This is a genomic window from Sphingomonas antarctica (assembly GCF_965137005.1).
Lineage (GTDB): Bacteria > Pseudomonadota > Alphaproteobacteria > Sphingomonadales > Sphingomonadaceae > Sphingomonas_O > Sphingomonas_O antarctica.
Genome location: NZ_CBCRXM010000014.1, coordinates 40,474 through 66,438 on the forward strand (window position 1 = coordinate 40,474; position 25,965 = coordinate 66,438).

Here is a 25,965-nt window from a genome sequence, read left to right on the forward strand (position 1 = left end):
TTAGCCCGCGCCGCCACGCCAGATCAGCAGCTTGCGAGCATTCGGCACGCCGCCCTCCTGATTGGCGGCGCAGCGACGGAATTTGTAGCGCGTGTCGAGGCACAGCCACAGCTCGTCGAGCCAGCGTCCGCCTGTCACTGTCACGCGGATGGCATTGACCGGCACTTTGCCGCGATTGGCCCGCGCGAATGCGTCCTTGAACTGACCGACGGTCAGCGGTCGGCGCGACAGCCGATCGATGTCGGGCCAGTTGAGCGCCTGAAACAAAGTGCGCGACTGGTCGAAATACTGCGCAGGGGTGATGCCCATGCAGCTGCCGTGTTTCGACCACTCATGCTGGTTGAGCTGGGCGGACGGGGTGACGCAGAGGTTTTTGCGCAGCTGCGTTTCGGAGAGCAGTTCGACGGACTTGCAATATTGCGGCCAGTCCTTGCCCGCGCCGTCGGGCCATAGGCCGTGCAGCGTCAGTCCGAATTTTTGGCCGCTCGTGCATTGGAACGACGGCTTGTCGCCCTGCCCGCGGCAGAATTGCGGGCTCCAGCTGAGTGCGAGCGTGTAACTGGCGATGGGCAGGCGGCGCATCGGGTTCTTGTCGTTGGCGTCTTCGGCGTGGATAGGATCGATGGTGCCGGGCAGCGCGCAGCTGGTTGCGGCGGCGTGCGCCATCGCGGGCGCGAGCAACAGTGCGAGTCCAACGGAAATACGCATCACAACTCCTTGAAATCGAGGCTGATATCGGCGGCTGGTGCGCTCTGCGTCAAGCGCCCGACGCTGACGTAAGTCACGCCGGTTTCGGCAATGGCGCGGATGGTGTCGAGGCGCACACCGCCCGAGGCTTCGGTGGGGATGCGGCCCGCCACCAGCGTCACGGCGTCGCGCAAAACGGGCGGCGCCATATTGTCGAGCAGCAGATGCGTCGCGCCGCCCGCGATGGCTTCGTCGATCTGGTCGATCCGGTCGACCTCGACAATGATCCGCTCCACCCCCGCATCTCGCGCGCGGCGCGTGGCGGCGCCGACCGAACCGGCGACTGCGGCGTGATTGTCCTTGATCATCGCCGCGTCCCACAGGCCCATGCGGTGGTTGGTCGCGCCGCCCATGCGTGTCGCGTATTTCTCCAGCAGGCGAAGGCCGGGGATAGTCTTGCGCGTGTCGAGCAAGATGCAACCTGTGCCAGCGATGGCATCGACATAGGTCCGCGTCAGTGTGGCGATGCCCGACAGATGCTGGACGGTATTGAGCGCCGAGCGTTCGGCAGTGAGCAGGGCGCGGGCGTTGCCGGTGACACGCATCAAGTCGGTTCCGGCGGGCACAGCCTCCCCCTCCCCGGCCAGAATTTCCATATCGATGTGCGGGTCCAAGGCGCGAAAAAATGCCTCGGCAAGCGGCAGGCCGGCGACGACGATCGCATCGCGGCTGTCCATCGCGCCGGCAAAGCGGGCATCGGCGGGAATGACCGCTTCAGACGTTACATCGCGCGGCGGATCACCGAGATCCTCGGCCAGCGTCGCGGCGACAAAGCGGTCAACAAAGTCCGTTGCGATGTCGAAATGATTCATGCTGATTCATGCGAGGTGCGTAGAAATTTCATCGAGCGCTTCATCTTCCTGCCGGAGATCGAGTCTGTATCGTAGTGGCGAGCGTGTAGGACAGAAAAATCGACGTGGCCCGACCGGTGCGCTAACCTCCACGTATGAGCCATGACGAAAAGCCCGATCACCCGCTGCAACAGGCATTGGTGGACATGCAGATGGCGCAAGCCAAATCGGGGGAGCGCATTCTGATCGTGCTCGAAGGGCGCGATACGGCGGGCAAGGACGGGCTGATCAAGCGGCTGACCGAGCATTTGTCCGTGCGCAACACGCGCGTCGTGGCGCTCCCTAAGCCCAGTGATCGCGAACGCGGGCAATGGTATTTGCAGCGCTATGTCCAGCAATTACCGGCGGCGGGCGAGCTCGTGATCTTCAACCGCAGCTGGTACAATCGGGCGGGCGTCGAGGTCGTCAACGGCTTCTCCACACCGGAGGAACAGGCGCAGTTCCTGAAGGATGTGCCGAGTTTCGAGCGGATGCTGGTCGAGAGCGGCATCCGGCTGGTCAAACTGTGGCTCGATATATCGAAAGGCGAACAAGCCAAGCGGTTGGAGGCCCGGCGCAAGGATCCCCTCAAGGCGCTGAAGATCAGTCCGCTCGATGCGGTCGCGCAGGACAAATGGGACGATTATTCGAAGGCGCGCGACAATATGCTGCTGCATACGCACAGCGCCGCCGCACCGTGGTTTTGCGTCGCCACCGATGACAAGCCCGATGCGCGCAAGGCCGCGATCCGGCACATCCTGCGCCATGTTGCGCCCGACGATGTCGCCGGCACCGTAAAAGCACCCGACGCGGATATTTTGTTCGAATATGAACCGAAGGTCGCGAAGGGCCGGCTGGCTAAATAGCCTCGGCCATCTCGCGTTCGAATTCGGCTTCGGCAAGGAAGCGTTCGGCATCGAGCGCGGCCATGCAGCCGGTACCGGCGGCCGTCACGGCTTGGCGGTAGATCTTGTCCATCACGTCGCCGCACGCAAACACGCCGGGGACACTGGTGCGCGTCGAGCCGGTGTCGACCGTGACATAGCCGTCGCCGTCGAGCGCGACATGGCCCTTTAAGATCTCGGTCGCAGGGTGATGGCCGATGGCGACGAAGGCGCCGTCGGTGTCGAAACGCGTTGCTTCCCCTGTGACGGTATCGACCAGATCGAGCGCGGTCAGGCCGACCGGGTCGCCCTCCCCCACGAATTTGTCGATGCGCTTGTTCCACAGCACGGTGATCTTGGGATTCGCGTGCAGGCGGTCCTGCAAGATGCGTTCGGCGCGCAGCGTGTCGCGGCGGTGGATCAGCGTCACGTCGTCGCTGTGATTGGTCATGTAGAGTGCTTCTTCGACCGCGGTGTTGCCGCCGCCGATGACCACGACCTTTTTGCCGCGATAGAAGAACCCGTCGCAGGTGGCGCAGGCACTGACGCCCTTCCCTTTCAGCGCATCCTCGCTGCTCAGCCCCAACCATTTGGCCTGGGCACCAGTGGCGAGGACGAGGACTTCGCCTTCATAAACATCACCGCCGTCGCCGATCATGCGGAACGGGCGCTGCGACAGATCGAGCGACACGATCGTGTCCCACATCATCCGCGCGCCGACATGTTCGGCCTGCGCCTGCATTTCCTCCATCAGCCACGGACCCTGGATGACGTCGCGGAAGCCGGGATAGTTCTCGACATCGGTGGTGGTCATGAGCTGACCGCCCGGCTGAATGCCCTGCACCACGATCGGCTTCATTCCGGCACGCGCGCCATAGATCGCGGCGGACAATCCGGCCGGCCCCGACCCGAGGATGAGCATGCGGGTCGAATGAGTCGTAGGCATAACAGGTCCGGTTCCGATGAATGCGGGAAAGCCCGCATGTCGGTCCCGGCCCGCCGGGCGTCAACCCCGCGACTAGCCGACGCAGACCTGCGCGGCGGGTGCCTTCGGCACATCGGGTACGACGTTACTGCAGGCCATGTTGTTATACCCTTCAACGCGCATATTGGCCTTGTCGAATTGCCCGTTGGTTGTCGATTTCACGCTGTTTCCGGTCGCGATGCTGTCCTTGGTGTCGAGCAAGACGATGCCGTTGCCATAGTCGACGAACACTTTGTTGCCGGTCACGACCAGATTGCTGAGGCCCAAAGCCGGCGCGCGGGCAAAGATGCCCTGGCTCGCGCCTGTAATGCTGTTGCCGCGGACAGTGATGTCGCGGGTCTGTTCGTCATTCGCGCTCCAGATCTGGATGCCGTCGGGATGATCGCCAGCCACCGGACGCATGTCGGTGATGGTGTTTCCTTCGACCAGCACGCGCTGGCCAACGACATCGATTCCGTCGCTGCGGAGAGCATGCAGCTTGTTGCGCAACAGCTTGATGTCGCTGGAATTGTTGACGACGATACCCTTGATCGCCCCCGAAACATCGGCTCCGGTGATGTTGACGCGATCGCTGTTCGAAATCGAAATTCCCAGGAGCGAGCCGATAATCGTGCCGCCGGTCCAATTGACGCCCGAAACCTTGAACATCACGATGCCGGTCATCGACGCGGCGCGGGCATCGATGGTGATCGGTTGCTGCCAAACCTTGCGGGGAACGGCGATGACCCCATAGCCGCCGGGCGCGAGAACGATCGTGTCGCCCGGCTGGGCCGCGTTCATGCCCTGGACCAGCGTGCTTTGATTGACGGCGATGCTCCGCGCCGCCGCCGGAGCCGCCGCGATGAAGGCACACGCAAGGACACAGGCGCGCACCAGGGTGCGCGTTTTGTGGGTGACAGACATACAGGCTCCGCATTCCCGGAACGTGCGACATCACCCGTCCGGCAAGTGGTTGATAAGCGGGAGCTTGTTGGTGTGTGCTAAACGGGCGCGGTAAATGGAGCAGTAAGGCTGATTGTCGGTCCCGGGAGTAAATCCCGTGACGTCGATCCGCTGCCGGGCAGCGGTCGGCCGCCCCTGTGCAAGTCGATGCGAAGTTCCTTCGCCTTCGGTTGCGCCGGGTGGTAGCGGAGGAGGGATTTGAACCCCCGACACGCGGATTATGATTCCGCTGCTCTAACCAACTGAGCTACTCCGCCCCGGCAGGGTGGCGCAGATAGCGACGGCGGTGGGTTGCGACAACCCCTGTCCACCGCCATAGCGCCGCGATGCACGACATGAAGGCAATCCGCGAGAATCCGCAGGCGTTCGACGCGGGTCTGGCCCGGCGCGGGCTGGGCGTGGCGGCGGGCGCGCTGCTCAACGTCGATGCCCGCCGGCGTGTCGCGATCATGTCTGCCGAGCAAATGCAGTCGGCCATCAAATCGATTTCCGAACAGGTCGGCGCCGCGATGCGTACCGGCGACAAGGTGACAGCCGATCAACTGCGCGAGCAGGTTGCTTCGCTGAAAGCGACACAGACCGAGGCGGCGGCTGCGGTCGAAGAGTGCGAGGCCGAACTCAAGCAACTGGGCGACGCTTTGCCGAATCTTCCCGCGCCGGATGTTCCGGACGGCAAGGACGAAAGCGGCAATGTCGAGCAACATCGCCGCGGCGAAGGCCGTGCGAGCGGGCGCGACCATGCCGACTTCGCACCGGCCTTGGGCCTGGACTTCGAGACGGCGCAGAAGGTCGCAGGGGCGAGATTCGTCTATCTGCGTGGAAAGGTCGCGCGGCTGGGTCGCGCGCTGGGGCAGTTCATGCTCGATCAGGCGGTTGGTGCGGGATATGAAGAGGTGTCGCCGCCCCTGCTGGTCCGCGACGATGCGGCTTATGGCACGACGCAATTGCCCAAGTTCCGCGACGATCTGTTCCAGACCACCGATGGCCGCTGGCTGATCCCGACTGCCGAAGTCAGCCTGACCAACATCGTCCGCGAACAAATTCTGGGTGAGGACGAATTGCCGTTGCGCTTCACCGCGCTGACCCCGTGTTTTCGTTCCGAAGCCGGGGCCGCGGGCCGCGACACGCGCGGGCTGATCCGCCAGCATCAGTTCGACAAGGTCGAGCTGGTTTCGATCACCACGCCCGAAGCGTCCGATGCCGAGCACGAGCGGATGACGGCCTGCGCCGAGTCGGTTCTCGAGGCGCTCGGCCTGCCCTTTCGCCGCATGCTGTTATGTGCGGGCGACATGGGGTTTGCAGCGAAGAAAACCTACGATCTCGAAGTCTGGCTGCCCGGACAAGGCGCGTATCGCGAGATCAGCAGTTGTTCGAACTGCGGCGATTTTCAGGCGCGGCGGATGAATGCGCGTTATCGCGCCGGGCCGAAGGACAACCGGTTCGTTCACACCCTCAACGGATCGGCATTGGCCGTGGGCCGCACGATTGTCGCGGTGCTGGAGAATTATCAGAATGAAGACGGCTCTGTGACCGTGCCCGATGTGCTGCTGCCGTATACCGGCGGGATGACGGTGTTGACGCCCAATGGCTGACAAACTCGCTCTGGTCACCGGCGCGTCGCGCGGCATTGGCTCGGCGACCGCGGAAGCGCTGGCGGCCGAAGGCTGGCACGTCATCATCACCGCGCGGAACGCCAAGGACCTGGAAGCGGTCGAGGATCGGATCCATGCGGCCGGCGGCAGCGCGACGATCGCGCCGCTCGACCTGATCGACGGCGAATCGATCGGCCGATTGGCGGGCGCGGTCACCGAACGCTGGGGCAAGCTGGATCTGATGGTGCTCAATGCCGCGACGCTCGGCAGCCTGACGCCGGTGCCGCACATCGATCCCAAGGAATTCGCCCGCGTCCTGACGCTCAACATTGGCGCGCAGGCCGCGTTGATCGCGGCGTTCGATGCGCTGTTGCGCAAGAGCGACGCACCAAAAGTGATCGGCATCACGTCGAGCGTGGGTGCGACGCCGCGCGCTTATTGGGGGGCTTATGGCGCGTCCAAAGCGGGGTTCGACACGCTGCTGACCGCTTATGCGGAGGAGAATGACGTCGTCGGCCCGATCGCGGTGGCGGTCCTCGACCCCGGCGCGACGCGGACGAAGATGCGCGAGCGCGCATTTCCGGGCGAGGACCCGCTATCGGTCAAACCACCCGAAGCGGTGGCGCGGCGGATCGTCGAACTGGCGCAATCGGACTGGAAAAGTCCCCACCGTGAACGCGTTAACGACGAGTTCTAAACGCGAATTAAGAATTACAGCGCAGTCTTTAACGAGTCGCAAACAAGGACTCGCATCATGACGCTGACCCGCTTGCCCCAGGACAGCTATGCCCTCGCCTCTCAAGAGGATCGCTGCGCCCCACGATCTCGCCTGTCGATGGCGGCGACGTTACGCCCATCGGGCCAAAGCGGCTTCAACGTGGTCGTGCGCGACCTGTCGCTGGGCGGATTCGCCTGCGAGGCACTGACCAGCATGCGCGCGGGCCATTTGTGCTGGGTGACGCTGCCCGGCCTCGGCGCATTGCAGGCGCAAGTGGTTTGGAACGACGGCACAATGGTCGGGTGCGCGTTCGAGAATTTGCTGAATCAGGCGGTGTTCGAGGCGATTGTGGTGAAGACGCGGGCGTAAGCCGGTCGTCTACGAACGGTCTACCTAGCCTATAGCGGCCCCGGCCTGCGCCGGGGCGACGATCAAGAGTCAGCCACCACCCGGATCGACAGTTCGCGCAACTGCTTTGGCGTGGCCGGCGCGGGCGCGTTCATCATCAGGTCTTCCGCCTTCTGGTTCATCGGGAAGACGATGACTTCGCGGATGTTCGGCTCGTCGGCCAGCAGCATGACGATGCGGTCGATCCCCGGTGCCGATCCGCCGTGCGGCGGCGCGCCTAGCTTGAACGCGTTGATCATGCCCGAGAAGTTGGTGTCGACCTCGACCTGCGTATAGCCGGCGATTTCGAACGCCTTGTACATGATGTCCGGACGGTGGTTGCGGATCGCGCCCGACGACAGCTCGATACCGTTGCAGACGATGTCATACTGGTAGGCCAGGATATCGAGCGGGTTCATCGTCTCCAGCGCATCCATCTCGCCCTGCGGCATCGAGAAGGGGTTGTGGCTGAAATCGACCTTCTTGGCCTCTTCGTCATATTCGAACATCGGAAAGTCGACGATCCAGCAGAATTCGAAGCGGCTCTTGTCGATGAGTTCGAGTTGATCGGCGACGCGGGTCCGCGCGAGTCCGGCGAGCTTGGCGGCTTGGGCCTCCTTGCCCGCGGCGAAGAAGATGCCGTCATTCGGGCCGAGGCCCATGGCGTCGGCAATCGCCTTCATGCCGTCCTGGCCGTGATTGTTGGCGATCGGACCGCCGAACACGCCGTCCTTTTGGGTAGCATAGCCGAGGCCGGGAAAGCCTTCGCCCTGCGCCCATGAATTCATGTCGTCGAAGAATTTGCGGCTCTTCTCGTTCGTCGCGGGAGCGGGGATGGCGCGCACGACATTACCCTCCGCAACCATCGAGGCGAAGCGACCGAAGCCCGAGCCTTTGAAATGGTCACTGACGTCGGTGATCAGCAGCGGGTTACGCAGGTCCGGCTTGTCATTGCCGTATTTGAGCATCGATTCGCGGTACGGAATGCGCTTGAATGGCAGAGCGCTGACGGTGCGGCCCTTGCCCTCGAAATCGGCGAATTCCTCGAATACGCCATGGAGAACGGGCTCAATCGCCGCGAACACGTCGTCCTGCGTGACAAAGCTCATTTCGAAATCGAGCTGATAGAATTCGCCCGGGCTGCGATCGGCGCGCGCGTCTTCGTCGCGGAAACAGGGCGCGATCTGGAAATAGCGGTCGAAACCCGCGACCATCAGCAGCTGCTTGAACATCTGCGGCGCTTGCGGGAGCGCGTAGAATTTGCCGGGGTGGACGCGGCTGGGGACCAGATAGTCCCGCGCGCCTTCGGGGCTGCTCGCCGTCAGGATGGGCGTTTGAAATTCCGTGAACCCCTGCTCGATCATGCGGCGGCGGATGCTGGCGATGACGTTCGAGCGCAGCACGATGTTCTTGTGCAGCCGCTCGCGGCGCAGATCGAGATAGCGGTATTTGAGGCGCGTTTCCTCGGGATAATCGCTCTCGCCGAACACCGGCATCGGCAGTTCGGAGGCTGACGATTGCACCCACACTCCGTGATCCGGATGCAGCCCGCTCGGCATCAGCTCGACTTCACCAGTCGACAAATTGGCGTTGACCTGATCTTCTGATCGAGCGAGCAACTCACCGCAAACAGTGATTACGCTTTCAACACGGGCGTTGTCCGCAACCTCATAGCCCTTACTGCTAGGGTGCAGTACAATCTGGGTAATCCCGTAGTGGTCGCGCAGATCGATGAACAGCAATCCGCCGTGATCGCGCTTGCGATGGATCCAGCCAGACAATCTTACGGGTGGCCTCTCTTCTGCCACCTCATTGGAAATGGTATTCTGAAGCCTCAGTTCACCACAGTTGTGGGTGCGATAACAGTTTGGGGTCATAGTTCACTCTACAGAAAAATCGTCATCCCGGCAGAAGCCGGGGTCCACGGCACCGCGAGGGCGGACCCTTCGTCTTGGCGACGGCACTTGCCGCAAGGTGGACCCCGGCTTTCGCCGGGGTGACGGAAAATGTTGAAGAGCGCTTCATGGCCACGCCCCTGTTTGTCAAGGCGCGCGGGGGCGCTATGGGGTTGCCGATGCATATCCATCCGCTGATCGACGACAGCGCCACGCTCGCCCAACTCTGTGCCCGCCTATCGAAATCGCGGTTCATCGCGGTCGATACCGAGTTCATGCGCGAGAACACTTTTTGGCCCGAACTGTGCCTGATCCAGATCGCCGACGAGAATGAGGCGGCGGCGATCGACCCGATGGCACCGGGGATCGACATGGCTCCGCTGCTCGAGCTGCTGGTGTCGAACGAGGATGTGCTGAAGGTGTTTCACGCCGGCGGGCAGGACGTCGAGATCGTCTATAATCTGACCGGCACGACCCCGCACCCGCTGTTTGATACGCAGATCGCGGCGATGGCTTTGGGGCAAGGCGAGCAGGTCGGCTATTCGAACCTGGTCGAAAGCTGGCTGGGCATCAATCTCGACAAGGGTGCGCGCTTTACCGACTGGGCGCGCCGTCCGCTTGACAAGCGCCAGATCGATTATGCGATCGGCGACGTGACCCATCTCGCCAAGATTTTCCCGATGATGATGGCCAAGCTCATCAAAACCGGGCGTGGTGAATGGCTCGAGGCGGAGATGGAGAAGCTCGCCGACCCCGCCAATTACGCCGCCGATCCGGCCAAGGCCTGGCTGCGCGTGAAGATCGCCAGCCGCAAACCCGAAGTGCTCGGGCGTCTCAAGGCCTTGGCGGCGTGGCGCGAGCTGGAGGCCAAGGGCAAGAATTTGCCGCGCGGGCGGATCATGAAAGACGAGACGCTGGCCGATATCGCGCTGCACCCGCCACGCGCGCAGGCGGACCTTGCCAAGGTGCGCGGATTGTCGACCTCATGGGCGGGCAATGACATCGGCGGGCGGATGCTATCCGCCGTCGCGGCCGCGGAGCCGATGAGCGACGACGAAATGCCCGCGCGCGACGACCGCAAGCCGGGATTGGGCCGCGAGGGGGCATTGGTCGCCGACCTGCTCAAACTGTTGCTCAAGATTCGCTCACGCGAATCGAATGTCGCGCCGAAACTGTTGGCGCGCAACGACGAGCTCGATCTGCTGGCGTCGGGCGTGCGCGAGAATCTGCAGATCCTGCAGGGTTGGCGATTCGAGCAATTCGGGCGTGACGCACTCGAACTGGTCGAGGGTCAGCTGGGCTTCGCGGTCAAGAACGGCAAGCTGAAGATGACGCGGACCGAAGACTAGGCGCTCTTCGTTTCCCATAACCGCCCCAGCACCTGACGCGCGAACGGGACGGTCAAGGCTCGGCGTTCGCTCAACGCCGCCGTATCGAGTGCATCCGCGAGTCGGACGATCGCAACGTGATTACGCGGCACGCGCGGCACCAGATAGCTGACGACGTCTTCCGGCAACACGATCCCGCGCCGCTCGAGCAGTCGTTGCAGCAATTGCCCGATCAATTGGTCGTCGGGATCGGCCAGCGTGACGTGCGGGGTCGCCATCAGCCGCGACCGCAGATCGGGCAAGGTGATCACCCAGTCGGTGGGCCAATGATCGGCAGTGATCAGCAGCGGCCGCCGTGTTTCCTGCGCGGCATTCCACGCGTGGAACAACTCGGTTTCGTCGACGCGTTCGCCATTTTCGATAAGTGTACCGCCGGTCCGCAAGACGAAGATGCGCCCGAGCAGACTGCGCCCCGATTTGCGCGGACCCGTCAGCACCGAGGCCGCGACGGGCCAGCGCGCATGGCTGTTGAGATGGCGCACCGCCGCCGCGTTGCTGGGCGAGACGACGAAGCCCTCGTCCTCCTCGCCCGCGGGCCAGTCGAACGGGAGCGCGTTCTGCGTCATCGCGAAATCCGCAACGAACCGCCGACGTCCTCGACCTTGAGGCCCTTGGCCACCAAAGCCGCTTGCAGCGCCGCCGCGTCGCCGTTGAAGGCAACGCGCATCACCGACGTCCCGCCGATCGCGAGACTGGAGGTGCTCGCCGCCGTAACGCCGGGGACATTGCGTACTGCGGACTCGGTGGCGGTAATCGACGCGCTGTCAGGACTGGCGAACTGGACGCTGATGACGCTCGACCCTGCGGTGACCGGTGCAGTGCCATTATCCTCGACCGCCGGCAGGTCGGTCGCGTTGAGCAGCGAATCGTCGGGCGCGGCCGGCGCGATCAGCGACGGATCGGGCCTGAGTTCGCCCGCCGCCAGCGCTTCGGTATATAATTGGTCCATCCGCCGCACGCCTTCGTCCATCAACGCGGGGAGCGCGTCGCTCGATGCCGCGCGGAGGGTGAAGCTGCCGAGAATGCGACCGTCCGGGCCATGCTTGGCGGTAAAGACGCCGAACACCGGGCCGCCGGGGTAGCGCCGATCGAGGCGGACCTGCGGCACCAGCACATCCGCCGCGCCATATTGATCGAGGATCAGCCGCCACCAGATTCGCCCTGGCCGCTGCGCCTGGCCCGCGGTCAGCAGCAACGGGTCCGCCCCCGAGCCGCTGGAGCGGACATAATCGATGGGGCTGCCCCCGCTGCGATACCGCGCCCAGGCTTTTTGCCATTCGCTTTGCGCTTCGTATGAAATGGGTCCGCCGCCCGACCATTCGACCGGCAGCACCAGCATCGGCGCGGACCGCGAAACGCTGCCGCCGACACCGAGTAACGCCCCGGCCCGGGCGCGGTCGAACAACACGCCGAGTTTCGCGACATAACGCGTCGGCCCGACCTGTTCCTGTTCCACGACGATACCCGCGACGAGGCCGTCGAGCACCGAGTCGGCGGGAATGCCGCCAAGCGAGCCGCCATGCGTCTTGGCCCACAGCAATTGCCAACCCTTGCGCTGGGCAATGCGCCACCCGCCGAGCCGCGCCGCGTCGGGCGATTTGCCCGACACATCGACGTCGATACCCGAAACTTCGAAGCTGCCCGACGAATCGATGGGGGGGACGCCCCGGTCACCGCCCTCGATCTGGGCCCATACGGCAACCGCGCCCGCAAGCGCGCCGAAACCGAGGAGAGGAAGGAGCGCGCGCCGCACGTTGCGGTCTTTGGCGGGAACGCCGTGGAAATCCAAGCCGCAAGTGCCTAGGGCGTGCTCATGGCGGGATATACATACGAACAGGCCGGCGTTTCTATCGCAGCGGGCAATGCCTTGGTCGAGGCAATCAAGCCGCTGGCCCGCGCCACCGCGCGACCGGGAGCCAATGCGGAATTGGGTGGCTTTGGCGGATTTTTCGACCTCAAGGCCGCGGGATATGACGACCCCCTGCTGGTCGCCGCCAATGACGGGGTCGGGACCAAGCTCAAGCTGGCGATCGAATTCGACCGGCATGATGGTGTCGGGATCGATCTGGTCGCGATGTGCGTCAACGATCTGATCGTGCAGGGTGCGGAGCCGTTGTTCTTCCTCGATTATTTCGCCAGCGCGAAACTCGATACGGCCATCGCGACCCTCGTCGTCGCGGGGATCGCCGAGGGTTGCCGCATCGCCGGCTGCGCGCTGATCGGGGGCGAGACCGCCGAAATGCCCGGCATGTATGCCGATGGCGATTACGATCTGGCGGGCTTTTCGGTCGGTGCGGTCGACCGGTCGCAAGTTTTGACGGGCGACCGGGTGAGCGCAGGCGACGTCATTCTCGGCCTTGCAAGTTCGGGGGTCCATTCGAACGGTTTCTCGCTGGTGAGGCGGCTGGCCGCGGACAAGGGCTGGAAACTGAAGCGCCCTTCCCTGTTCGATCAGGACCAGATCCTGATCGATGCGTTGATGGCACCGACGCGGATTTACGTGAAGTCGCTGTTGCCGTTGATCCGCAGCGGCAAGATCGGCGCGCTGGCGCACATTACCGGCGGCGGCTTGCTGGAAAACATTCCGCGCGCCTTACCCAAGGGGCTGCACGCCCATGTCGATGCGGATGCGTGGGTCCAGCCGCGGCTGATGGCGTTCTTGCAGGCGCAGGGCGGAATCGAGCCGGGCGAGATGGCGCGAACGTTCAATTGCGGCGTGGGCATGGCGGTCATCGTCAGGCCCGAGGAGGTCGATGCGGTGACCGAAAGCTTGGCTGCGGCGGGCGAGACGGTCGTGACATTGGGGCACATCGACGCCGGGGAGCGCGGTTGCACCGTTACCGGCAGCAGCGAAACCTGGTCCGCACGCGCGCCGTGGAGCGCCACGCACCATGGCTAAAGCCCGGGTCGCCGTGCTGATATCGGGCACCGGCAGCAACATGGCGGCGCTGCTTTATGCGTCGCGGCGCGAAGATTGCCCTTACGAGATCGTCCTGGTGGCGTCGAACAATCCCGAGGCGCCGGGGCTGAACCTTGCCGCTGCCGAGGGTGTCGCCATTTGGTCGCACAGCCACAAGGGCCTGACCCGGCTCGCATTCGACGAATTGCTCGACGAGGCGCTGCACGATCATGACGTCGAGTTCGTTGCGCTGGCCGGATATATGCGCTTGCTCAGTCCCGATTTCGTCGAAAGCTGGGGCGGCCGGACACTCAACATTCACCCGTCATTGCTGCCCAAATATAAGGGGCTGCACACGCATCAGGCGGCGTTGGCGGCGGGTGACACGGTTGCGGGCTGTTCGGTTCACGAGGTCACCGCCGAACTCGATGCGGGACCCGTCCTGGCCCAAGCCGAGGTCGCGATCTTGCCGGGCGATACGCCCGAAACGCTCGCCGCACGCGTCCTGATCGCAGAGCATCAACTCTACGCCCCGACCCTCGCCGCGTTCGTCGGGCGCGACCGGTCGCCCGACTATCTCGTCGCGAAGGTCCGCAAAGTCGCGATAGCGATGCCCGATGCGGAGGAGACGCTGTCCCACGGCATGCCCTGCTTCGGTATCGTCAAAGGCAAGAAGTTCGCCTGGGTCAGCGTCGATCATCATGGCGACGGCAAGACCGCGCTGCTCGTCAAGATAAGCGGCGAGGAAGAACAGGCCGCGCTGATCGAAGCCGACCCCGCGCATTATTATCGTCCGGCCTATTTCGGCGATGGCTGGGTGGGGATGCGTCTCGATCTGGGTGACACCGATTGGGACCATGTCGCCGATTGGGTCCAGCGCAGTTGGTTGAGCGTCGCGCCGAAACGGCTGACCGCGTTCCTGGACGCCGCGAACGAATTTTAGGAGATTATGATGCTGAGATTTGTGTTGCCGCTGACGATCGCTTTGGTGGCGGCACCCGTGTCCGCTCAAGACAGCATCACGGTCGAGCTCAGCAACTTCCACTTCACGCCATCGGCGCTCACCCTGCATCATGGGCAGGCGTACACGCTGCACATCGTCAACACGGCGTCGGGCGGACATGATTTCGTCGCGCCCGAATTCTTTGCGGCATCACAGATTGCGCCCGCCGACCGCGCGAAAGTCGCGGGCGGCAAGGTGGACGTCGGCGGGGGTGAGGCCGTCGACATCCACTTCACCGCGCCGGCGCACGCCGCAACTTACAAACTGAAATGCAGCCACTTCCTCCATGCCAGTTTCGGCATGACGGGATCGATCACGGTCGATTAGCCGACGATTTCTTCCGGCTTGAAGAAGAAGGCGATTTCGGTCGCGGCATTTTCGTCGCTGTCCGAACCGTGGACCGAATTGGCTTCGATCGACTCCGCCAATTCCTTGCGGATCGTGCCTGGTTCGGCGTTGGCGGGGTTGGTCGCGCCCATGATGTCGCGGTTGCGCTGCATGGCGTTCTCGCCTTCCAGTACCTGAACCACGACCGGACCGCTGGTCATGAAGGCGACCAGATCGTTGAAGAACGGGCGTTCGCGGTGAACGCCGTAAAAGTCCTCGGCCTGATCCTTGGTCAGGTGAATGCGCCGGGACGCGACGACGCGCAGGCCGCCGTCTTCCAGCATCTTGGTGACCGCACCGGTCAGGTTGCGGCGGGTGGCATCGGGCTTGATGATCGAGAAAGTGCGCGTCGCGGCCATGACTGGTCGAGGCTCCATGTTTAAGTTGCGGGATTGGCCGCGCCCTTAGTCGCGCCAGCCCGGCGGGGCAAGTTTACCGCCCGCGCATCGGGCCGTCGGCGTCTTCGGACGCGCGCAACGCACGCAGTTCGTCGAACGAAATCTCGCCGTCGTGGTTCTTGTCGGCGGCATCGAAGCGCTTGCCTTCATAAGCGAGCAGTTCCGCGAGGGTGACATTGCCGTCCGAATTGACATCGGCCTCGAGCAGAACCGTCGCGCCGAGCGGCTCGATCAATTGACCCAGTCCGCGATCATTCTTGTCGAGCGGCGGCCGGATGACCGACGCGACGCGCGGGTTTCGCCCGCCTGCCGCCTCGTCGGACAAGGCGACCGAGCCCAGCTCGGCCTGCCATGCGGCGAACTCGGCGAAATCGATGCTGCCGTTGCTGTCCCGATCGACGTGCTGGAAACGCGCGCGGATCAGGACATCGCGTTTGGCGGCGATGCTCGCCTGCAGTTCGTCGAGCGTGACGACATTGTCGTGATTGGTGTCGGCTTCGCGGAACATCGCGGTAACCGCCTTGTCGAACTTGTCACGCTTGACCGGATCGGGTGCGCGCATTTCGCCATGAGGCATGCCACCGCCAAAACCGCCGGGTCCGCGCCCTCCCCGGCCACCGCCGGGCGACCCGCCGCCGCCGCCGCCCGGGCCCATTTGCGCGCTGACAGCCGAGCCGATGAGGGCCGCCAACAAGATCAGTTTCGTCGCACGCGCCATCGCTCACCACCAGCATCATTGACGTAGGCGCGGTTGCGCTTGCGGGCTTTCCACAAGCTGAACGCGGTTCAGCCTTCCCAATTGTCCTTCACGAACCGATCAAGCAGGCGCACGCCATAGCCTGTCGCGCCCTTGTCCCAGGTGCGGCCGGCCTCACCGGCCCAAACCATGCCGGCAATGTCGAGATGCGCCCACTTCACGCCTTCGTCGACGAAGCGCTTGATGAATTGCGCCGCGGTGATCGAGCCGCCTTCGCGCGGGCCGATATTCTTCATGTCGGCGATCGGGCTGTCGATCAATTTGTCGTAAGTGTCGGACATCGGGAAGCGCCACAATTTCTCGCCGACTTCCCCGCCCGCCGCGATCAACTGCGTCGCCAGCGCGTCGTCGTTCGAGAAGATGCCGCCATGTTCCTTGCCCAGCGAAATGATCATCGCGCCGGTCAGCGTCGCGAGATCGACGATGGTCTGCGGCTTGAAGCGATGCTGGGTCCAGGTGATCGCGTCGGCCAGCACCAGGCGCCCTTCGGCGTCGGTGTTAAGCACTTCGATGGTCTGCCCCGACATCGAGGTCAGCACATCGCCGGGGCGGATCGCATTGCCGTCGGGCATGTTCTCGACCAGTCCGACCACGCCAACGACATTTACCTTGGCCTTGCGCGTGGCCAGCGCGACCATCGCGCCGGTGACGGCACCCGCGCCGCCCATATCCCACTTCATGTCTTCCATGCCCGGCCCGGGCTTGAGCGAGATGCCGCCGGTGTCGAAGGTCACGCCCTTGCCGACCAAGGCGAGCGGGGTTTCGTCACCGTTGCCGCCAGCCCAGCGCATCGCCATGACGCGCGACGGGCGCGACGACCCCTGCCCGACGCCGAGCAACGAGCCCATGCCGAGCTTTTCCATCGCCGGCACGTCGAGAACCTCGATCGTGACACCGAGCGGTTCGAGCTTCGCCCTGGCGCGCTCGACGAAGGATTCGGGGTAAAGAATATTGGCGGGTTCGGCGACGAGGTTGCGCGTGAATTCGGCGCCGTCGGCGGCGGCCGATCCAGCCGCCCAGCCCGCTTCGTCACCAACGATCACGACCTCGGCCAGGCTGATCTTCTGCTTGTCCTTGAGCTTAGTGCGATAGGCGTCGTGGCGCCACCCGCGCAGGCGCGCGCCGACTGCGAACGAGGCGGCTTCATCGGCGTTCGCCTTGGTCAGGTCAGCGACGAATTTTGTTTCACCCGACGTGAGCAGGCGCGCGGTCACCGCCGCACCGGCCTTTTCAAAACCCTCAGCCGAGCCGTCGCCCGTGCCCACGATCAGCACCCGTCGTGCCGCCCCGCCCTGCGCATAAATCTGCTCGACGACCGCGCCGGATTCGCCTTCGAATCGCGCCAGGCGCACTGCAGCCGTTACGCCCTCACCATGATCGAGCGAGGCAGTTGCGTTTTCGACTCCGTCCTTGCCCACGGGGACGACGAGCGTGCTCCAATCGGCGGGCAGGCTGGCGGCAAAACTGATCTTCATGGCGAAACATTTTCCGATAAATTGGGGGATGGCTGTTCCCTAGGCCCGTCGCTGCCCCTCCCGCAACCGTTGCGCGTTGTCGGGCGCTGCGATAGTCGCAAGGCCTTCAAAGGGTTGGGCGTGCCGGTCAGAACAGTTCATCTGCTCGCTTCGGCGGCGCTATTTTCGGCGGGTCAGGCGGCGGTCGCGCAGACCGGCGCGCCTGTGGCTGCCGCCGCTGCAACGCCCGATCAAGCGGTCGATTTCTCCGCCGCCCAGCTGAACTATGATGATGGCGCCGACACGGTAACGGCCACCGGCGACGTGCGCATGACGCGCGAGGGCAATCGCGTTCGCGCCGACACCATCACCTGGAACCGCAAATCGGGTCAGGTCATCGCGTCGGGCAATGTCATCGTCGTCAATCCGGGCGGCGATGCGGCATATGGCGACAAGGTACAGCTGACCGACACGCTGAAAGACGGGGTGGTCGATAATCTGTTGCTGGTGCTGGCCGAGGGTGGCCGTTTGGCGGCGGTCAAGGGCACCCGCGTCGACGGCGTCTCGACACTCGAAAACGCCGCCTATACCCCCTGCCCGGTCACCGATGATGACGGTTGCCCGCGCAATCCCAGCTGGTCGATCAGCGCCGTCAAGATCGTGCATGATCCCGTCGCGAAGAAACTGACCTTCACGCACGCCCAGCCGCATATTTTTGGCATCGGACTGTTCACACTGCCAAAATTCACCATCCCGTTGGGCGGCGGCGGATCGACGGGCCTGCTGACCCCCGATCTGCGCTATTCGCGTACCAACGGACTAGAGTTTGCCCAGCCCGTGTATTTCAGGCTCGCACCCAACCGCGATTTGACGCTGACGCCGCATCTCTATTCGGAAGTGCTGCCCGCGCTTGCCGGCCAGTATCGTGCGCTGACGGAGAATGGCGCCTATCAGATCGGCGGCTTTGCTACTTATGGTTCCCGCCTGCCCGCGGGAACGGTCAGCACGATCGGTCAGCGCGAATTCCGTGGTTACCTCGATGCCAGCGGCCGGTTTCAACTCGACCCAGCGTGGAGCATTTCCGGATCGGTCCGCCGCGCGACCGACCGCACGTTGCTGCGGCGTTACGACATTTCGAACGACGACCGCCTGCGCTCGGTGATCCGTATCGAACGCGCTGCGCCCGACAGCTTCCTCTCCCTCGACAGCTGGGCATTTCAGACGTTGCGCGCAGGCGAGGACCAGGGGCAAAGCCCGCTGGTCCTGCCCGAATTCGATTATCGCCTGCGCTTGCCGGACATGATCGCCGGCGGGCGCGTCAGTACTCAAGTCAACGCACTGTCGATCGCACGGCCCGATGGTCAGGACACGCAGCGGTTGTTCGCGTCGGTGCGCTGGGATTTGCGACGCCTGACCCCTTGGGGACAGGAATTGCTGCTGACCGCTTATGGCCGCGGCGACTTGTATCACAGCAAGGGCAATGCGCTGACGACGACCGCGCAATATCGCGGCGATCCTGGGTTCGAAGGGCGCGCGGTCGGTTCACTCGCTGCGGAACTGCGCTGGCCGCTGATCGGTGAGTTCCTGTCGGGCATGCAGCGGATCACGCCGCGGGTTCAGCTTGTCGCGACGCCGCATGTCCGCAATTTCGAAATTCCCAATGAAGACGCCCGCGCGGTCGATCTCGAGGACAGCAATCTGTTCGCGCTCAACCGCTTCCCCGGGTACGATCGGTACGAAGACGGCGTGCGCGTCACCTACGGCGTCGATTGGGCGTATGACGCACCGAACATCGCCGTTGCTGCCACCGTTGGCCAGTCCTATCGCATCACCCAGCACGGCGCGATTTTCCCGGATGGCACGGGCCTTAATGGCCGCACCTCCGACATTGTCGGGCGGGCCAGCGTCAAGTTCCGCGACTTCGTGACCTTCACCGAGCGGTTCCGGCTGGACAAGGACACGCTCGAAGTCCGCCGCAACGAGGTCGATGCGACGATCGGGTCCAAAAGCACTTACGCCGTCATCGGGTATCTGCGCCTCAACCGCGACATTCCGTTTACGCTCGAGGATTTGCGCGACCGCGAGGAAATCCGCCTTGCCGGGCGGCTGGCGGTCACCAAATATATTTCGGTGTTCGGATCGACGATCATCGATCTGACGGACCGCGCCGAGGATCCGACCTCAACGGTCGATGGCTATGAGCCGGTTCGCCACCGGTTGGGCATCGCCTACACCGATGATTGCATCGACCTGGGCTTCACATGGCGACGTGAATATCAGACGTCGGGCGACGCGCGCGCCGGCAACAGCTTTCTGGTCAGGCTGGCGTTTAAGGGCTTTGGTCGCTAATCCGCCATTCACGATGCTGCTGGCATCACGGGGCCGGGCAAATTCAGAGGTTTGAGAACATCTTGAGCAAGTTTATCCGCGCGCTGCCGCTTATCCTCGTCGCATCTGCCGCCATGGCGCAGGATGCGGACCAAGCAACGAACAGTGCTGCCAATTTGAATATCCCCGCCAACGTCCAGTTGCTGGGCAAGGTCGATCCGCACCTCCGCAAGGCGACGGCGATCGTCAATGGCGCGATCATCACCGGCACCGATGTCGATCAGCGTCTGGCGCTGATCATCCTGGCCAATGGCGGGCAGGTTCCGGATGCCGAACGAGATCGGCTGCGCCTCCAGGTGCTGCGCAACCTGATCGACGAGCGGCTGCAGATCCAGGAAGCCAAGACGCACGACATCACCATCGAGCGCAGCGAAATCGACCGAAGCTACAACCAGGTCGCGCAACGGTTCAAGCAGACGCCCGAGGGACTCGGGGCTTATTTGCGCAACGCCGGTTCGTCCGATCGATCGATCAAGGGACAGATCGAGGGTGAGTTGGCGTGGAGCCGTTTGCTGCGGCGTCAGGTCGAACCCTTCGTCAATGTCAGCGGCGGTGAAGTTCAGTCCGTGCTCGACCGGCTGCAGGCGACAAAGGGCGCAAAGGAATATCGCGTCAGTGAATTGTATCTGTCGGCGACCCCCGAGACGGCGGCGGCAGTGTCGGACAATGCGCGCAAGATCATCGAGGCGGTGCGCGGCGGCGGATCGTTCCAGGCCTATGCGCGCCAGTTTTCCGAAGCGTCGACTGCCTCGGTCGGCGGCGATCTCGGCTGGGTCCGCGCGGGGCAATTGCCCGAGGCGTTGGCGCAGAGCCTGGAGACCATGCAAAATGGTCAGATTGCCGGACCGATTGCCATTCCCGGCGGTTTTTCCATCCTGGTGTTGCAGGACAGCCGTCAGGTCCTGACCACCGATCCGCGCGACGCAGTTCTCAATCTGCGTCAGATTTCACTCAAATTCGATGCCAAGACCAGCGAAGCCGAAGCGACTGCGCGCGCTTCGGCGCTGGCCAAGGCGACGCAGGCCATGGGCGGCTGCGGCAAGGCGCAGGAGGTTGCGACGCAACTCGGTGCTGAATTGGTCGACAACGATCAGGTCAAGATCCGCGATTTGCCCGCGCCGTTGCAGGAAACCTTGCTCAAAATGTCGGTCGGCGAATCGACGCCGCCGTTCGGGTCGATGACCGAGGGTGTCCGCGTGCTCGTCATGTGCGGGCGCGACGAAGCGCAGACTGCGAACGGCCCGTCATTCGACCAGATCATGTCGCAGATGGAAGAAGACCGCGTGAACCAGCGCGCGCAGCGTTATCTCCGCGATCTGCGCCGCGACGCGATCGTCGAGTATCGATAAACATGGCGGGTACGCAGGCACCTTTGGTCGTTGCGGTCGGCGATCCGGCGGGGATCGGACCCGAGATTGTCGCCAAGGCTTGGAGCGCGCGAGCGACATCAAGGATCGAGCCGTTCTTCGCCGTTGGCGACCCGCGGACGATCGAAAGCGTGTGGCGCGGCCCGCTCCAGCGGATCAAGGATCCGCGCGATGCCGTGCAGGTCTTTGCCGAAGCGCTGCCGATCTTCGCGGTCGAGGAAGCACGGCCCGATCTGCCGGGTCGACCGACTTATGAGGGCGCGCGGTGTGCGTTGCAAAGCCTTGAGCTCGCCACGGGGCTGACGATGGCCGGCGCAGCGCGTGCCTTGGTGACCGGGCCGGTATGCAAGTCACAGCTTTACGCGATCGGTTTCAATCATCCGGGACAGACCGAATTTATCGCCGAACGCTGCGGTGTCGCACATGACAATGCGGTGATGATGCTCGCCGGACCGTCGTTGCGCGTGGTGCCGATCACGACGCACATGCCGCTGGCGGATGTTGCACGCACGCTCAGTATCGAAATGGTTGTGGCTAAGGGACGCGCGACAGCGCGTGGGCTACAGAAGAATTTTGCGATCGCGAACCCCCGGCTGGCCTTTGCCGGTTTCAATCCGCACGCCGGTGAAGACGGCATGATCGGACGCGAGGAGATCGACATTCTCCAGCCCGCCATCGCGCAGTTGCAGGCGGAGGGCATCGATGCGACCGGGCCGTTCGCGGCGGACACCATGTTCCATTCGCGCGCGCGCAGCCAATATGACGCCGCGATCTGTTGCTATCACGATCAGGCGCTGATCCCGCTCAAGACATTGTGCTTTGACGAGGGCGTCAACATGACGCTGGGTTTGCCGATCGTGCGGACTTCGCCCGATCATGGTACCGCATTCGATATCGCCGGTACGGGCGCCGCCAATCCCGGTGCGATGATCGCCGCGATCAAGATGGCCGCCGAGGCCACGCGCACCCGCGCCGCTTACATTTCCGAGGCGGCTTGAGCGGCGCGTCAGGCGAGGAGCGTCCGCCGCTGCGCGAGGTTATTGCCCGGCACGGGCTGAACGCCTCGAAGGCGCTGGGCCAAAACTTTTTGCTCGATCAGCAGCTTCTGAAGCGGATCGCCGCCATTCCCGGCGATCTTCGCGGTGGCTCGATTTATGAAGTCGGACCCGGTCCCGGCGGGCTGACCCGTGCGCTGTTGGACGCGGGCGCCAACGTGACCGTTGTCGAGCGCGACCGGCGCTGCCTGCCCGCGCTTGCCGAATTGAACGATGACCGGCTGACGGTGATCGAAGGCGACGCCTTGGCCGTTGCGCTTCCGGATGTGCTTGCCGAGGGCGGCCACATCGTTGCCAACCTGCCATATAATGTCGGCACGGCATTGCTCGTCCAATGGCTGTCGAGTGAAGTCTGGCCGCCGCGCTGGGCGTCACTTACGCTGATGTTCCAGCAGGAGGTCGCCGAACGCATCGTCGCCGCGCCGGACAGCGATGCTTATGGACGTCTGGCGGTGCTGGCTGGCTGGCGATCCGAGGCACGGATTGCGATGCGGGTGCATCGCTCGGCGTTCACGCCGCCGCCAAAAGTAATGTCGGCAGTGGTCCATATCGTGCCCAGGGCTCAGCCCGACGGTGTCCGCTTTGCCGATCTCGAAGCCTTGACCGCCGCGGCTTTCGGTCAGCGCCGCAAGATGCTGAGGCAATCGCTCAAGGGATTGGCGGGGGCGCTCGACGCGTTGGAGATTACTGGCGTCGATTCCGCGCGGCGGGCCGAAACATTGTCGATCGAAGAGTTCGTCGCCGTCGCGCGCGCATTGCCCGAGGCGCGCAAATAGTTACTGTTTGGTGGCCGTCTGCTGTGCGCCGATGCGGCCGATTGCTCCCGCCAGCGCGATCTGTTCAGGACAATTGCCGCGACATAATTTGGCCAGCTTATCCAAATTCTCGCGTGCTTTGGCGACTGCGCCCTTGTCGATCAACGCTTCGCCCTGCCCCGCCAGTGCCGTGCGATCGTTTGGATCCAGCGCCAGCGCCTGACGATACAGACGGATCGATTTGCCCGGCAGCCCTTGTTTGCGCGCCACATCGGCGAGCGTGAGATAGGCGACGCGGCTGCGCGGATTGGCGGCAAGTGCGCTTTCGAGCAGATCGGTCGCGGTCTCGAGTTGACCCGCTGCCGCCGCGGCCTGCCCTTGCATCACCAGCGACGGTGCCACGACGGGCGCGGGCGCGGCCGAAACCAGCATCAGTGCGCCGAGGGTCAAGGCCAGCCGCATCACAGTCTCCATTCTGTTCTTGGCATAACGGCTAACACGCCTTGATGAGCCGTGCGACGAAAAATCCGTCGGTGCCGTCCCGTTGCGGGGAAAGGCGAATGCCCGGACCGTCGGCCGTACCGAAAGGCAATGGTGCGGCACTCCAACCCGCTTCGCGCGCCAGCAGTGCCTCTACCTGCGCGGCGCCTTCTTCGCGCAACTGTGAGCACACGGCATAGACCAACGCCCCGCCCGGCTTCACCAAGGGCAGCGCGAGATCAATGACATGCCGCTGGAGCACGACCAGCGCCTCGACGCGCTCGGGCGTCAACCGCCACCGCGCCTCCGGATTGCGCCGGAGCGTGCCCGTTCCGGAGCAAGGGGCATCAATCAGCACAACGTCCGCCAGTCCTTCAAGGTCGGCCAATTGCTCCGCCTCGCGTCCGCCATCGAGCAACCGGACTTCGCACTCGGCACCCGCGCGCTGCGCCCGGGGTTCGAGCCGTCGCAGGCGGTCTCGCGCGGTGTCGCACGCGATCAAGCGGCCTTCGTTGCGCATCGCCGCCGCCAGCGCCAGGGTTTTGCCTCCCGCGCCTGCGCACAGATCGACGACGATCGTCGCGGGTGCCGCCGCGCACGCTTCGACGATCAACTGACTGCCGAAATCCTGCACCTCGATCCGCCCGTCGCGATAGGCGTCGCTCGCCTCGACATTGATCGGATCGGTCAGGCGTAGTCCGTCGCTGCCGACGGGCGTCGCATCGGGGAATAAAGGCGAAACTTCATCGCGCGTCGCCTTGAGCCGGTTCACGCGCAGATCGAGTGGCGCGCGGTCGAGCGAAGCCTCATCGGGCAAACGTGCTGCCAACCATGCCGGCATCACGCCGCCGGTCGCGCGCGGCTCGTCTGGCAACAGCGCTGCGGGTCCATAAGCCGATCCGTCGAACGTCGCCGCCAGGACGTCATCCGCATCCGCCAGCGCAGCCATGGCCGCACGTCCGCTCGCCGGCGGATCGCCAAAGCGGCGGATCGCGCGATAGATTAATTCGCGGACAGCGCGACGGTCCTTGGATCCGGCATAGCGCCGCGCCTTGAACCCGTTGGCGATGACCGTGTCGGCACCAGCCTGTGACGCGAGGATCGCGTCGAGCAGTTCGATGGCGGTTCGAGTTCGGGCGGCAGGTGTCACTGCGTGGGATAGTTCGGGGCTTCGCGCGTAATGCTCACGTCGTGAACATGGCTTTCGCGCAGGCCTGCATTGGTGATGCGCACGAAACTACCACGCTCGCGCAGGTCGGCAATCGTCGCCGCACCGGTATAGCCCATCGCGGCTTTTACGCCGCCGACGAGCTGATGGATCACGTCCTTGGCGTGGCCCTTATAGGCGACTTGCCCCTCGATACCTTCGGGGACGAGTTTAAGTTGATCCTTGATGTCGCCCTGAAAATAGCGGTCGGCAGAGCCGCGGCCCATCGCACCGACGCTTCCCATACCGCGATAGGACTTGTAGGCACGTCCTTGATAAAGAAAGGTTTCCCCGGGTGCTTCTTCGGTGCCGGCGAGGAGCGAGCCGACCATGACCGCGCCCGCGCCGCCGGCCAGTGCCTTGGCGATGTCGCCCGAGGTGCGCAGTCCGCCATCGGCGATCACCGGCACGCCGGACTTGGCCGCTTCTTCCGCCGCGTCCATCACTGCCGTCAGCTGCGGTACGCCGACACCCGCGACGATGCGGGTGGTGCATATGGAACCTGGGCCGATCCCGACCTTGATCGCGTCTGCCCCCGCGTCGATCAGCGCGCGGGTGGCACCGGCGGTGGCGACATTCCCGGCCATGATCTGCACTTCGTTCGACAGCTTGCGAACACGCGCCACGGCATCGGCGACCATTTTCGAGTGGCCATGCGCGGTGTCGATGACGATCAGGTCGCAGCCCGCGTCGATCAGCGCCTCGGTCCGTTCGAACCCGCCATCGCCGGTGGTCGTTGCCGCGGCCACACGCAGCCGCCCGCTCTCGTCTTTGGTCGCGTTCGGGTAGGCGACCGCCTTTTCCATGTCCTTGACGGTCACAAGCCCGGTGCAGCGGTATTCGGCGTCGACGACGATCAGTTTCTCGATGCGGCGTTGGTGCAACAGCCGTTGCGCCTCCTGACGGCTGACGCCTTCGCTGACGGTCACCAGATCCTTCGACGTCATCAGCTCGCTGACCGGCTGTGCGGCATGTTCGGCGAAACGCACGTCGCGATTGGTCAGGATGCCCACCAACTTGCCCGACGCTTCGACCACCGGGATGCCCGAAATATGGTGCGTCGCCATCAACGCCCTCGCCTCGGCCAGCGTTTGCTGCGGCTGGATGGTGATCGGATTGACGACCATGCCGCTTTCGAAGCGTTTGACCTGTCGCACCGCATCCGCCTGTTCCTGCAGCGTCAGATTGCGGTGGAGGACGCCCAGCCCGCCGAGCTGCGCCATGACGATCGCCATCTTCGCTTCGGTCACGGTATCCATCGCCGCGGACAGGATCGGGATGTTGAGATCGATCGTGCGGGTCAGGCGGGTGCGGGTGTCGGCTTCGCCGGGAAGGACGCTGCTGGCGCCGGGGCGGAGAAGAACGTCGTCGAAAGTCAGGCCCAAAGGGATATCGGCAATGCGAGTCATGTCCCGCCCTAGCGAAGGACGCGGCGCTCCGCCAGCGC

General features: G+C 64.1%; 25 protein-coding genes and 1 tRNA gene. 12 read left to right on the forward strand and 14 right to left on the reverse strand.

The window, feature by feature from the left end:
• Together ACM9ME_RS12790 and nadC are read right to left on the reverse strand one after the other, a co-directional pair.
• Positions 1 to 708 carry a ribonuclease T2 gene (locus ACM9ME_RS12790; RefSeq protein WP_415643845.1) on the reverse strand — a complete coding sequence of 236 codons (708 nt, stop codon included), beginning with the start codon at positions 706 to 708 and terminating at the stop codon, positions 1 to 3.
• The gene (nadC, locus tag ACM9ME_RS12795) at positions 708 to 1,559 is read right to left on the reverse strand and encodes a carboxylating nicotinate-nucleotide diphosphorylase (protein ID WP_415643846.1); all 852 of its coding nucleotides are present in this window, start codon (positions 1,557 to 1,559) and stop codon (positions 708 to 710) included. Before nadC ends, ACM9ME_RS12790 begins: the two co-directional genes overlap by 1 nt.
• A 134-nt stretch (positions 1,560 to 1,693) precedes the next feature.
• Here nadC and ppk2 point away from each other — a divergent pair, with 134 nt between their 5' ends.
• Positions 1,694 to 2,443, forward strand: coding sequence for a polyphosphate kinase 2 (gene ppk2, locus ACM9ME_RS12800; RefSeq protein WP_415643847.1), 750 nt, complete (start codon positions 1,694 to 1,696; stop codon positions 2,441 to 2,443).
• On the opposite strand, the gene trxB is transcribed toward ppk2, so the two are convergent.
• The 3 genes from trxB to ACM9ME_RS12815 all read right to left on the reverse strand — a co-directional run bounded on the left by trxB (position 2,436) and on the right by ACM9ME_RS12815 (position 4,645).
• Positions 2,436 to 3,407, reverse strand: coding sequence for a thioredoxin-disulfide reductase (gene trxB / locus ACM9ME_RS12805; RefSeq protein WP_415643848.1), 972 nt, complete (start codon positions 3,405 to 3,407; stop codon positions 2,436 to 2,438). The genes ppk2 and trxB overlap by 8 nt on opposite strands.
• Positions 3,408 to 3,479: 72 nt before the next feature.
• The gene (locus tag ACM9ME_RS12810; RefSeq protein WP_415643849.1) at positions 3,480 to 4,349 is read right to left on the reverse strand and encodes a right-handed parallel beta-helix repeat-containing protein; all 870 of its coding nucleotides are present in this window, start codon (positions 4,347 to 4,349) and stop codon (positions 3,480 to 3,482) included.
• Positions 4,350 to 4,568: 219 nt separating this feature from the next.
• A tRNA-Met gene (locus ACM9ME_RS12815) sits at positions 4,569 to 4,645 on the reverse strand.
• Between the two features lie 69 nt (positions 4,646 to 4,714).
• Here ACM9ME_RS12815 and serS point away from each other — a divergent pair.
• From serS to ACM9ME_RS12830, 3 genes are read left to right on the forward strand one after another with little or no spacing between them, the layout of a single operon-like run.
• Positions 4,715 to 5,980 carry a serine--tRNA ligase gene (serS, locus tag ACM9ME_RS12820; RefSeq protein ID WP_415643850.1) on the forward strand — a complete coding sequence of 422 codons (1,266 nt, stop codon included), beginning with the start codon at positions 4,715 to 4,717 and terminating at the stop codon, positions 5,978 to 5,980.
• On the forward strand, positions 5,973 to 6,677 hold the full coding sequence (locus ACM9ME_RS12825; RefSeq protein WP_415643851.1) for an SDR family NAD(P)-dependent oxidoreductase: 705 nt from the start codon (positions 5,973 to 5,975) through the stop codon (positions 6,675 to 6,677). Before serS ends, ACM9ME_RS12825 begins: the two co-directional genes overlap by 8 nt.
• Before the next feature lie 57 nt (positions 6,678 to 6,734).
• A complete protein-coding gene (locus tag ACM9ME_RS12830; protein WP_415643852.1) occupies positions 6,735 to 7,067 on the forward strand; it encodes a PilZ domain-containing protein in 333 nt (110 codons plus the stop codon).
• Positions 7,068 to 7,129: 62 nt separating this feature from the next.
• On the opposite strand, the gene aspS is transcribed toward ACM9ME_RS12830, so the two are convergent.
• Positions 7,130 to 8,962 (reverse strand): aspartate--tRNA ligase, encoded by a 1,833-nt coding sequence (aspS, locus tag ACM9ME_RS12835; RefSeq protein ID WP_415643853.1) that lies wholly within the window; start codon positions 8,960 to 8,962, stop codon positions 7,130 to 7,132.
• A 197-nt stretch (positions 8,963 to 9,159) separates the two neighbouring features.
• On the opposite strand from aspS, the gene rnd reads away from it, so the two are divergent.
• On the forward strand, positions 9,160 to 10,329 hold the full coding sequence (gene rnd / locus ACM9ME_RS12840; RefSeq protein WP_415643895.1) for a ribonuclease D: 1,170 nt from the start codon (positions 9,160 to 9,162) through the stop codon (positions 10,327 to 10,329).
• Here the strand turns inward: rnd and ACM9ME_RS12845 are convergent.
• Positions 10,326 to 10,934 (reverse strand): HdaA/DnaA family protein, encoded by a 609-nt coding sequence (locus ACM9ME_RS12845; protein WP_415643854.1) that lies wholly within the window; start codon positions 10,932 to 10,934, stop codon positions 10,326 to 10,328. The two genes, rnd and ACM9ME_RS12845, sit on opposite strands and share 4 nt — an antisense overlap.
• Positions 10,931 to 12,121: a heavy-metal-associated domain-containing protein gene (locus ACM9ME_RS12850; RefSeq protein WP_415643855.1), complete on the reverse strand. Its 1,191-nt coding sequence runs from the start codon at positions 12,119 to 12,121 to the stop codon at positions 10,931 to 10,933. Before ACM9ME_RS12850 ends, ACM9ME_RS12845 begins: the two co-directional genes overlap by 4 nt.
• Before the next feature lie 60 nt (positions 12,122 to 12,181).
• On the opposite strand from ACM9ME_RS12850, the gene purM reads away from it, so the two are divergent.
• From purM to ACM9ME_RS12865, 3 genes are read left to right on the forward strand one after another with little or no spacing between them, the layout of a single operon-like run.
• Positions 12,182 to 13,267 carry a phosphoribosylformylglycinamidine cyclo-ligase gene (gene purM, locus ACM9ME_RS12855; RefSeq protein ID WP_415643856.1) on the forward strand — a complete coding sequence of 362 codons (1,086 nt, stop codon included), beginning with the start codon at positions 12,182 to 12,184 and terminating at the stop codon, positions 13,265 to 13,267.
• A complete protein-coding gene (gene purN, locus ACM9ME_RS12860) occupies positions 13,260 to 14,210 on the forward strand; it encodes a phosphoribosylglycinamide formyltransferase (RefSeq protein ID WP_415643857.1) in 951 nt (316 codons plus the stop codon). Before purM ends, purN begins: the two co-directional genes overlap by 8 nt.
• A gap of 9 nt (positions 14,211 to 14,219) precedes the next feature.
• Complete coding sequence (locus ACM9ME_RS12865; protein ID WP_415643858.1) at positions 14,220 to 14,597, forward strand: plastocyanin/azurin family copper-binding protein; 378 nt, start codon at positions 14,220 to 14,222, stop codon at positions 14,595 to 14,597.
• On the opposite strand, the gene ndk is transcribed toward ACM9ME_RS12865, so the two are convergent.
• The 3 genes from ndk to ACM9ME_RS12880 form a co-directional block, all read right to left on the reverse strand.
• Complete coding sequence (gene ndk, locus ACM9ME_RS12870; protein ID WP_415643859.1) at positions 14,594 to 15,016, reverse strand: nucleoside-diphosphate kinase; 423 nt, start codon at positions 15,014 to 15,016, stop codon at positions 14,594 to 14,596. The genes ACM9ME_RS12865 and ndk overlap by 4 nt on opposite strands.
• A 73-nt stretch (positions 15,017 to 15,089) precedes the next feature.
• Positions 15,090 to 15,773, reverse strand: a complete 684-nt coding sequence (locus ACM9ME_RS12875; RefSeq protein ID WP_415643860.1) for an EF-hand domain-containing protein — start codon at positions 15,771 to 15,773, stop codon at positions 15,090 to 15,092.
• Positions 15,774 to 15,841: 68 nt separating this feature from the next.
• Positions 15,842 to 17,287: a leucyl aminopeptidase gene (locus ACM9ME_RS12880; protein ID WP_415643861.1), complete on the reverse strand. Its 1,446-nt coding sequence runs from the start codon at positions 17,285 to 17,287 to the stop codon at positions 15,842 to 15,844.
• A 120-nt stretch (positions 17,288 to 17,407) separates the two neighbouring features.
• Between ACM9ME_RS12880 and ACM9ME_RS12885 the strand changes: the two genes are divergently transcribed.
• The 4 genes from ACM9ME_RS12885 (at position 17,408) to rsmA (ending at position 22,852) form a co-directional block, all read left to right on the forward strand.
• On the forward strand, positions 17,408 to 19,615 hold the full coding sequence (locus ACM9ME_RS12885) for an LPS-assembly protein LptD (protein ID WP_415643862.1): 2,208 nt from the start codon (positions 17,408 to 17,410) through the stop codon (positions 19,613 to 19,615).
• 113 nt (positions 19,616 to 19,728) lie between these two features.
• Positions 19,729 to 21,003 (forward strand): peptidylprolyl isomerase, encoded by a 1,275-nt coding sequence (locus ACM9ME_RS12890; protein WP_415643896.1) that lies wholly within the window; start codon positions 19,729 to 19,731, stop codon positions 21,001 to 21,003.
• A gap of 2 nt (positions 21,004 to 21,005) precedes the next feature.
• On the forward strand, positions 21,006 to 22,019 hold the full coding sequence (gene pdxA, locus ACM9ME_RS12895; RefSeq protein WP_415643863.1) for a 4-hydroxythreonine-4-phosphate dehydrogenase PdxA: 1,014 nt from the start codon (positions 21,006 to 21,008) through the stop codon (positions 22,017 to 22,019).
• Positions 22,016 to 22,852 carry a 16S rRNA (adenine(1518)-N(6)/adenine(1519)-N(6))-dimethyltransferase RsmA gene (gene rsmA, locus ACM9ME_RS12900; RefSeq protein ID WP_415643864.1) on the forward strand — a complete coding sequence of 279 codons (837 nt, stop codon included), beginning with the start codon at positions 22,016 to 22,018 and terminating at the stop codon, positions 22,850 to 22,852. Before pdxA ends, rsmA begins: the two co-directional genes overlap by 4 nt.
• On the opposite strand, the gene ACM9ME_RS12905 is transcribed toward rsmA, so the two are convergent.
• From ACM9ME_RS12905 to guaB, 3 genes are read right to left on the reverse strand one after another with little or no spacing between them, the layout of a single operon-like run.
• On the reverse strand, positions 22,853 to 23,293 hold the full coding sequence (locus ACM9ME_RS12905; protein ID WP_415643865.1) for a tetratricopeptide repeat protein: 441 nt from the start codon (positions 23,291 to 23,293) through the stop codon (positions 22,853 to 22,855). It lies immediately after the preceding gene.
• Positions 23,294 to 23,324: 31 nt separating this feature from the next.
• Positions 23,325 to 24,461: an RsmB/NOP family class I SAM-dependent RNA methyltransferase gene (locus ACM9ME_RS12910; protein WP_415643866.1), complete on the reverse strand. Its 1,137-nt coding sequence runs from the start codon at positions 24,459 to 24,461 to the stop codon at positions 23,325 to 23,327.
• On the reverse strand, positions 24,458 to 25,927 hold the full coding sequence (gene guaB, locus ACM9ME_RS12915) for an IMP dehydrogenase (RefSeq protein WP_415643867.1): 1,470 nt from the start codon (positions 25,925 to 25,927) through the stop codon (positions 24,458 to 24,460). Before guaB ends, ACM9ME_RS12910 begins: the two co-directional genes overlap by 4 nt.
• Positions 25,928 to 25,965 lie beyond the last annotated feature (38 nt).

Excerpts from the sequence above, each read along its gene's own strand:
- ACM9ME_RS12880 (WP_415643861.1), bottom strand. The coding sequence starts at position 17,287 with ATGAAGATCAGTTTTGCCGCCAGCCTGCCCGCCGATTGGAGCACGCTC.
- guaB (WP_415643867.1), bottom strand. The coding sequence starts at position 25,927 with ATGACTCGCATTGCCGATATCCCTTTGGGCCTGACTTTCGACGACGTT.
- purM (WP_415643856.1), top strand. The coding sequence starts at position 12,182 with ATGGCGGGATATACATACGAACAGGCCGGCGTTTCTATCGCAGCGGGC.
- serS (WP_415643850.1), top strand. The coding sequence starts at position 4,715 with ATGCACGACATGAAGGCAATCCGCGAGAATCCGCAGGCGTTCGACGCG.
- purN (WP_415643857.1), top strand. The coding sequence starts at position 13,260 with ATGGCTAAAGCCCGGGTCGCCGTGCTGATATCGGGCACCGGCAGCAAC.
- ACM9ME_RS12845 (WP_415643854.1), bottom strand. The coding sequence starts at position 10,934 with ATGACGCAGAACGCGCTCCCGTTCGACTGGCCCGCGGGCGAGGAGGAC.
- ndk (WP_415643859.1), bottom strand. The coding sequence starts at position 15,016 with ATGGCCGCGACGCGCACTTTCTCGATCATCAAGCCCGATGCCACCCGC.
- ACM9ME_RS12825 (WP_415643851.1), top strand. The coding sequence starts at position 5,973 with ATGGCTGACAAACTCGCTCTGGTCACCGGCGCGTCGCGCGGCATTGGC.
- nadC (WP_415643846.1), bottom strand. The coding sequence starts at position 1,559 with ATGAATCATTTCGACATCGCAACGGACTTTGTTGACCGCTTTGTCGCC.
- rnd (WP_415643895.1), top strand. The coding sequence starts at position 9,160 with ATGCATATCCATCCGCTGATCGACGACAGCGCCACGCTCGCCCAACTC.
- ppk2 (WP_415643847.1), top strand. The coding sequence starts at position 1,694 with ATGAGCCATGACGAAAAGCCCGATCACCCGCTGCAACAGGCATTGGTG.
- ACM9ME_RS12905 (WP_415643865.1), bottom strand. The coding sequence starts at position 23,293 with ATGCGGCTGGCCTTGACCCTCGGCGCACTGATGCTGGTTTCGGCCGCG.
- ACM9ME_RS12875 (WP_415643860.1), bottom strand. The coding sequence starts at position 15,773 with ATGGCGCGTGCGACGAAACTGATCTTGTTGGCGGCCCTCATCGGCTCG.
- pdxA (WP_415643863.1), top strand. The coding sequence starts at position 21,006 with ATGGCGGGTACGCAGGCACCTTTGGTCGTTGCGGTCGGCGATCCGGCG.
- ACM9ME_RS12790 (WP_415643845.1), bottom strand. The coding sequence starts at position 708 with ATGCGTATTTCCGTTGGACTCGCACTGTTGCTCGCGCCCGCGATGGCG.
- ACM9ME_RS12830 (WP_415643852.1), top strand. The coding sequence starts at position 6,735 with ATGACGCTGACCCGCTTGCCCCAGGACAGCTATGCCCTCGCCTCTCAA.
- ACM9ME_RS12810 (WP_415643849.1), bottom strand. The coding sequence starts at position 4,349 with ATGTCTGTCACCCACAAAACGCGCACCCTGGTGCGCGCCTGTGTCCTT.
- ACM9ME_RS12865 (WP_415643858.1), top strand. The coding sequence starts at position 14,220 with ATGCTGAGATTTGTGTTGCCGCTGACGATCGCTTTGGTGGCGGCACCC.
- aspS (WP_415643853.1), bottom strand. The coding sequence starts at position 8,962 with ATGACCCCAAACTGTTATCGCACCCACAACTGTGGTGAACTGAGGCTT.
- trxB (WP_415643848.1), bottom strand. The coding sequence starts at position 3,407 with ATGCCTACGACTCATTCGACCCGCATGCTCATCCTCGGGTCGGGGCCG.
- ACM9ME_RS12890 (WP_415643896.1), top strand. The coding sequence starts at position 19,729 with ATGGCGCAGGATGCGGACCAAGCAACGAACAGTGCTGCCAATTTGAAT.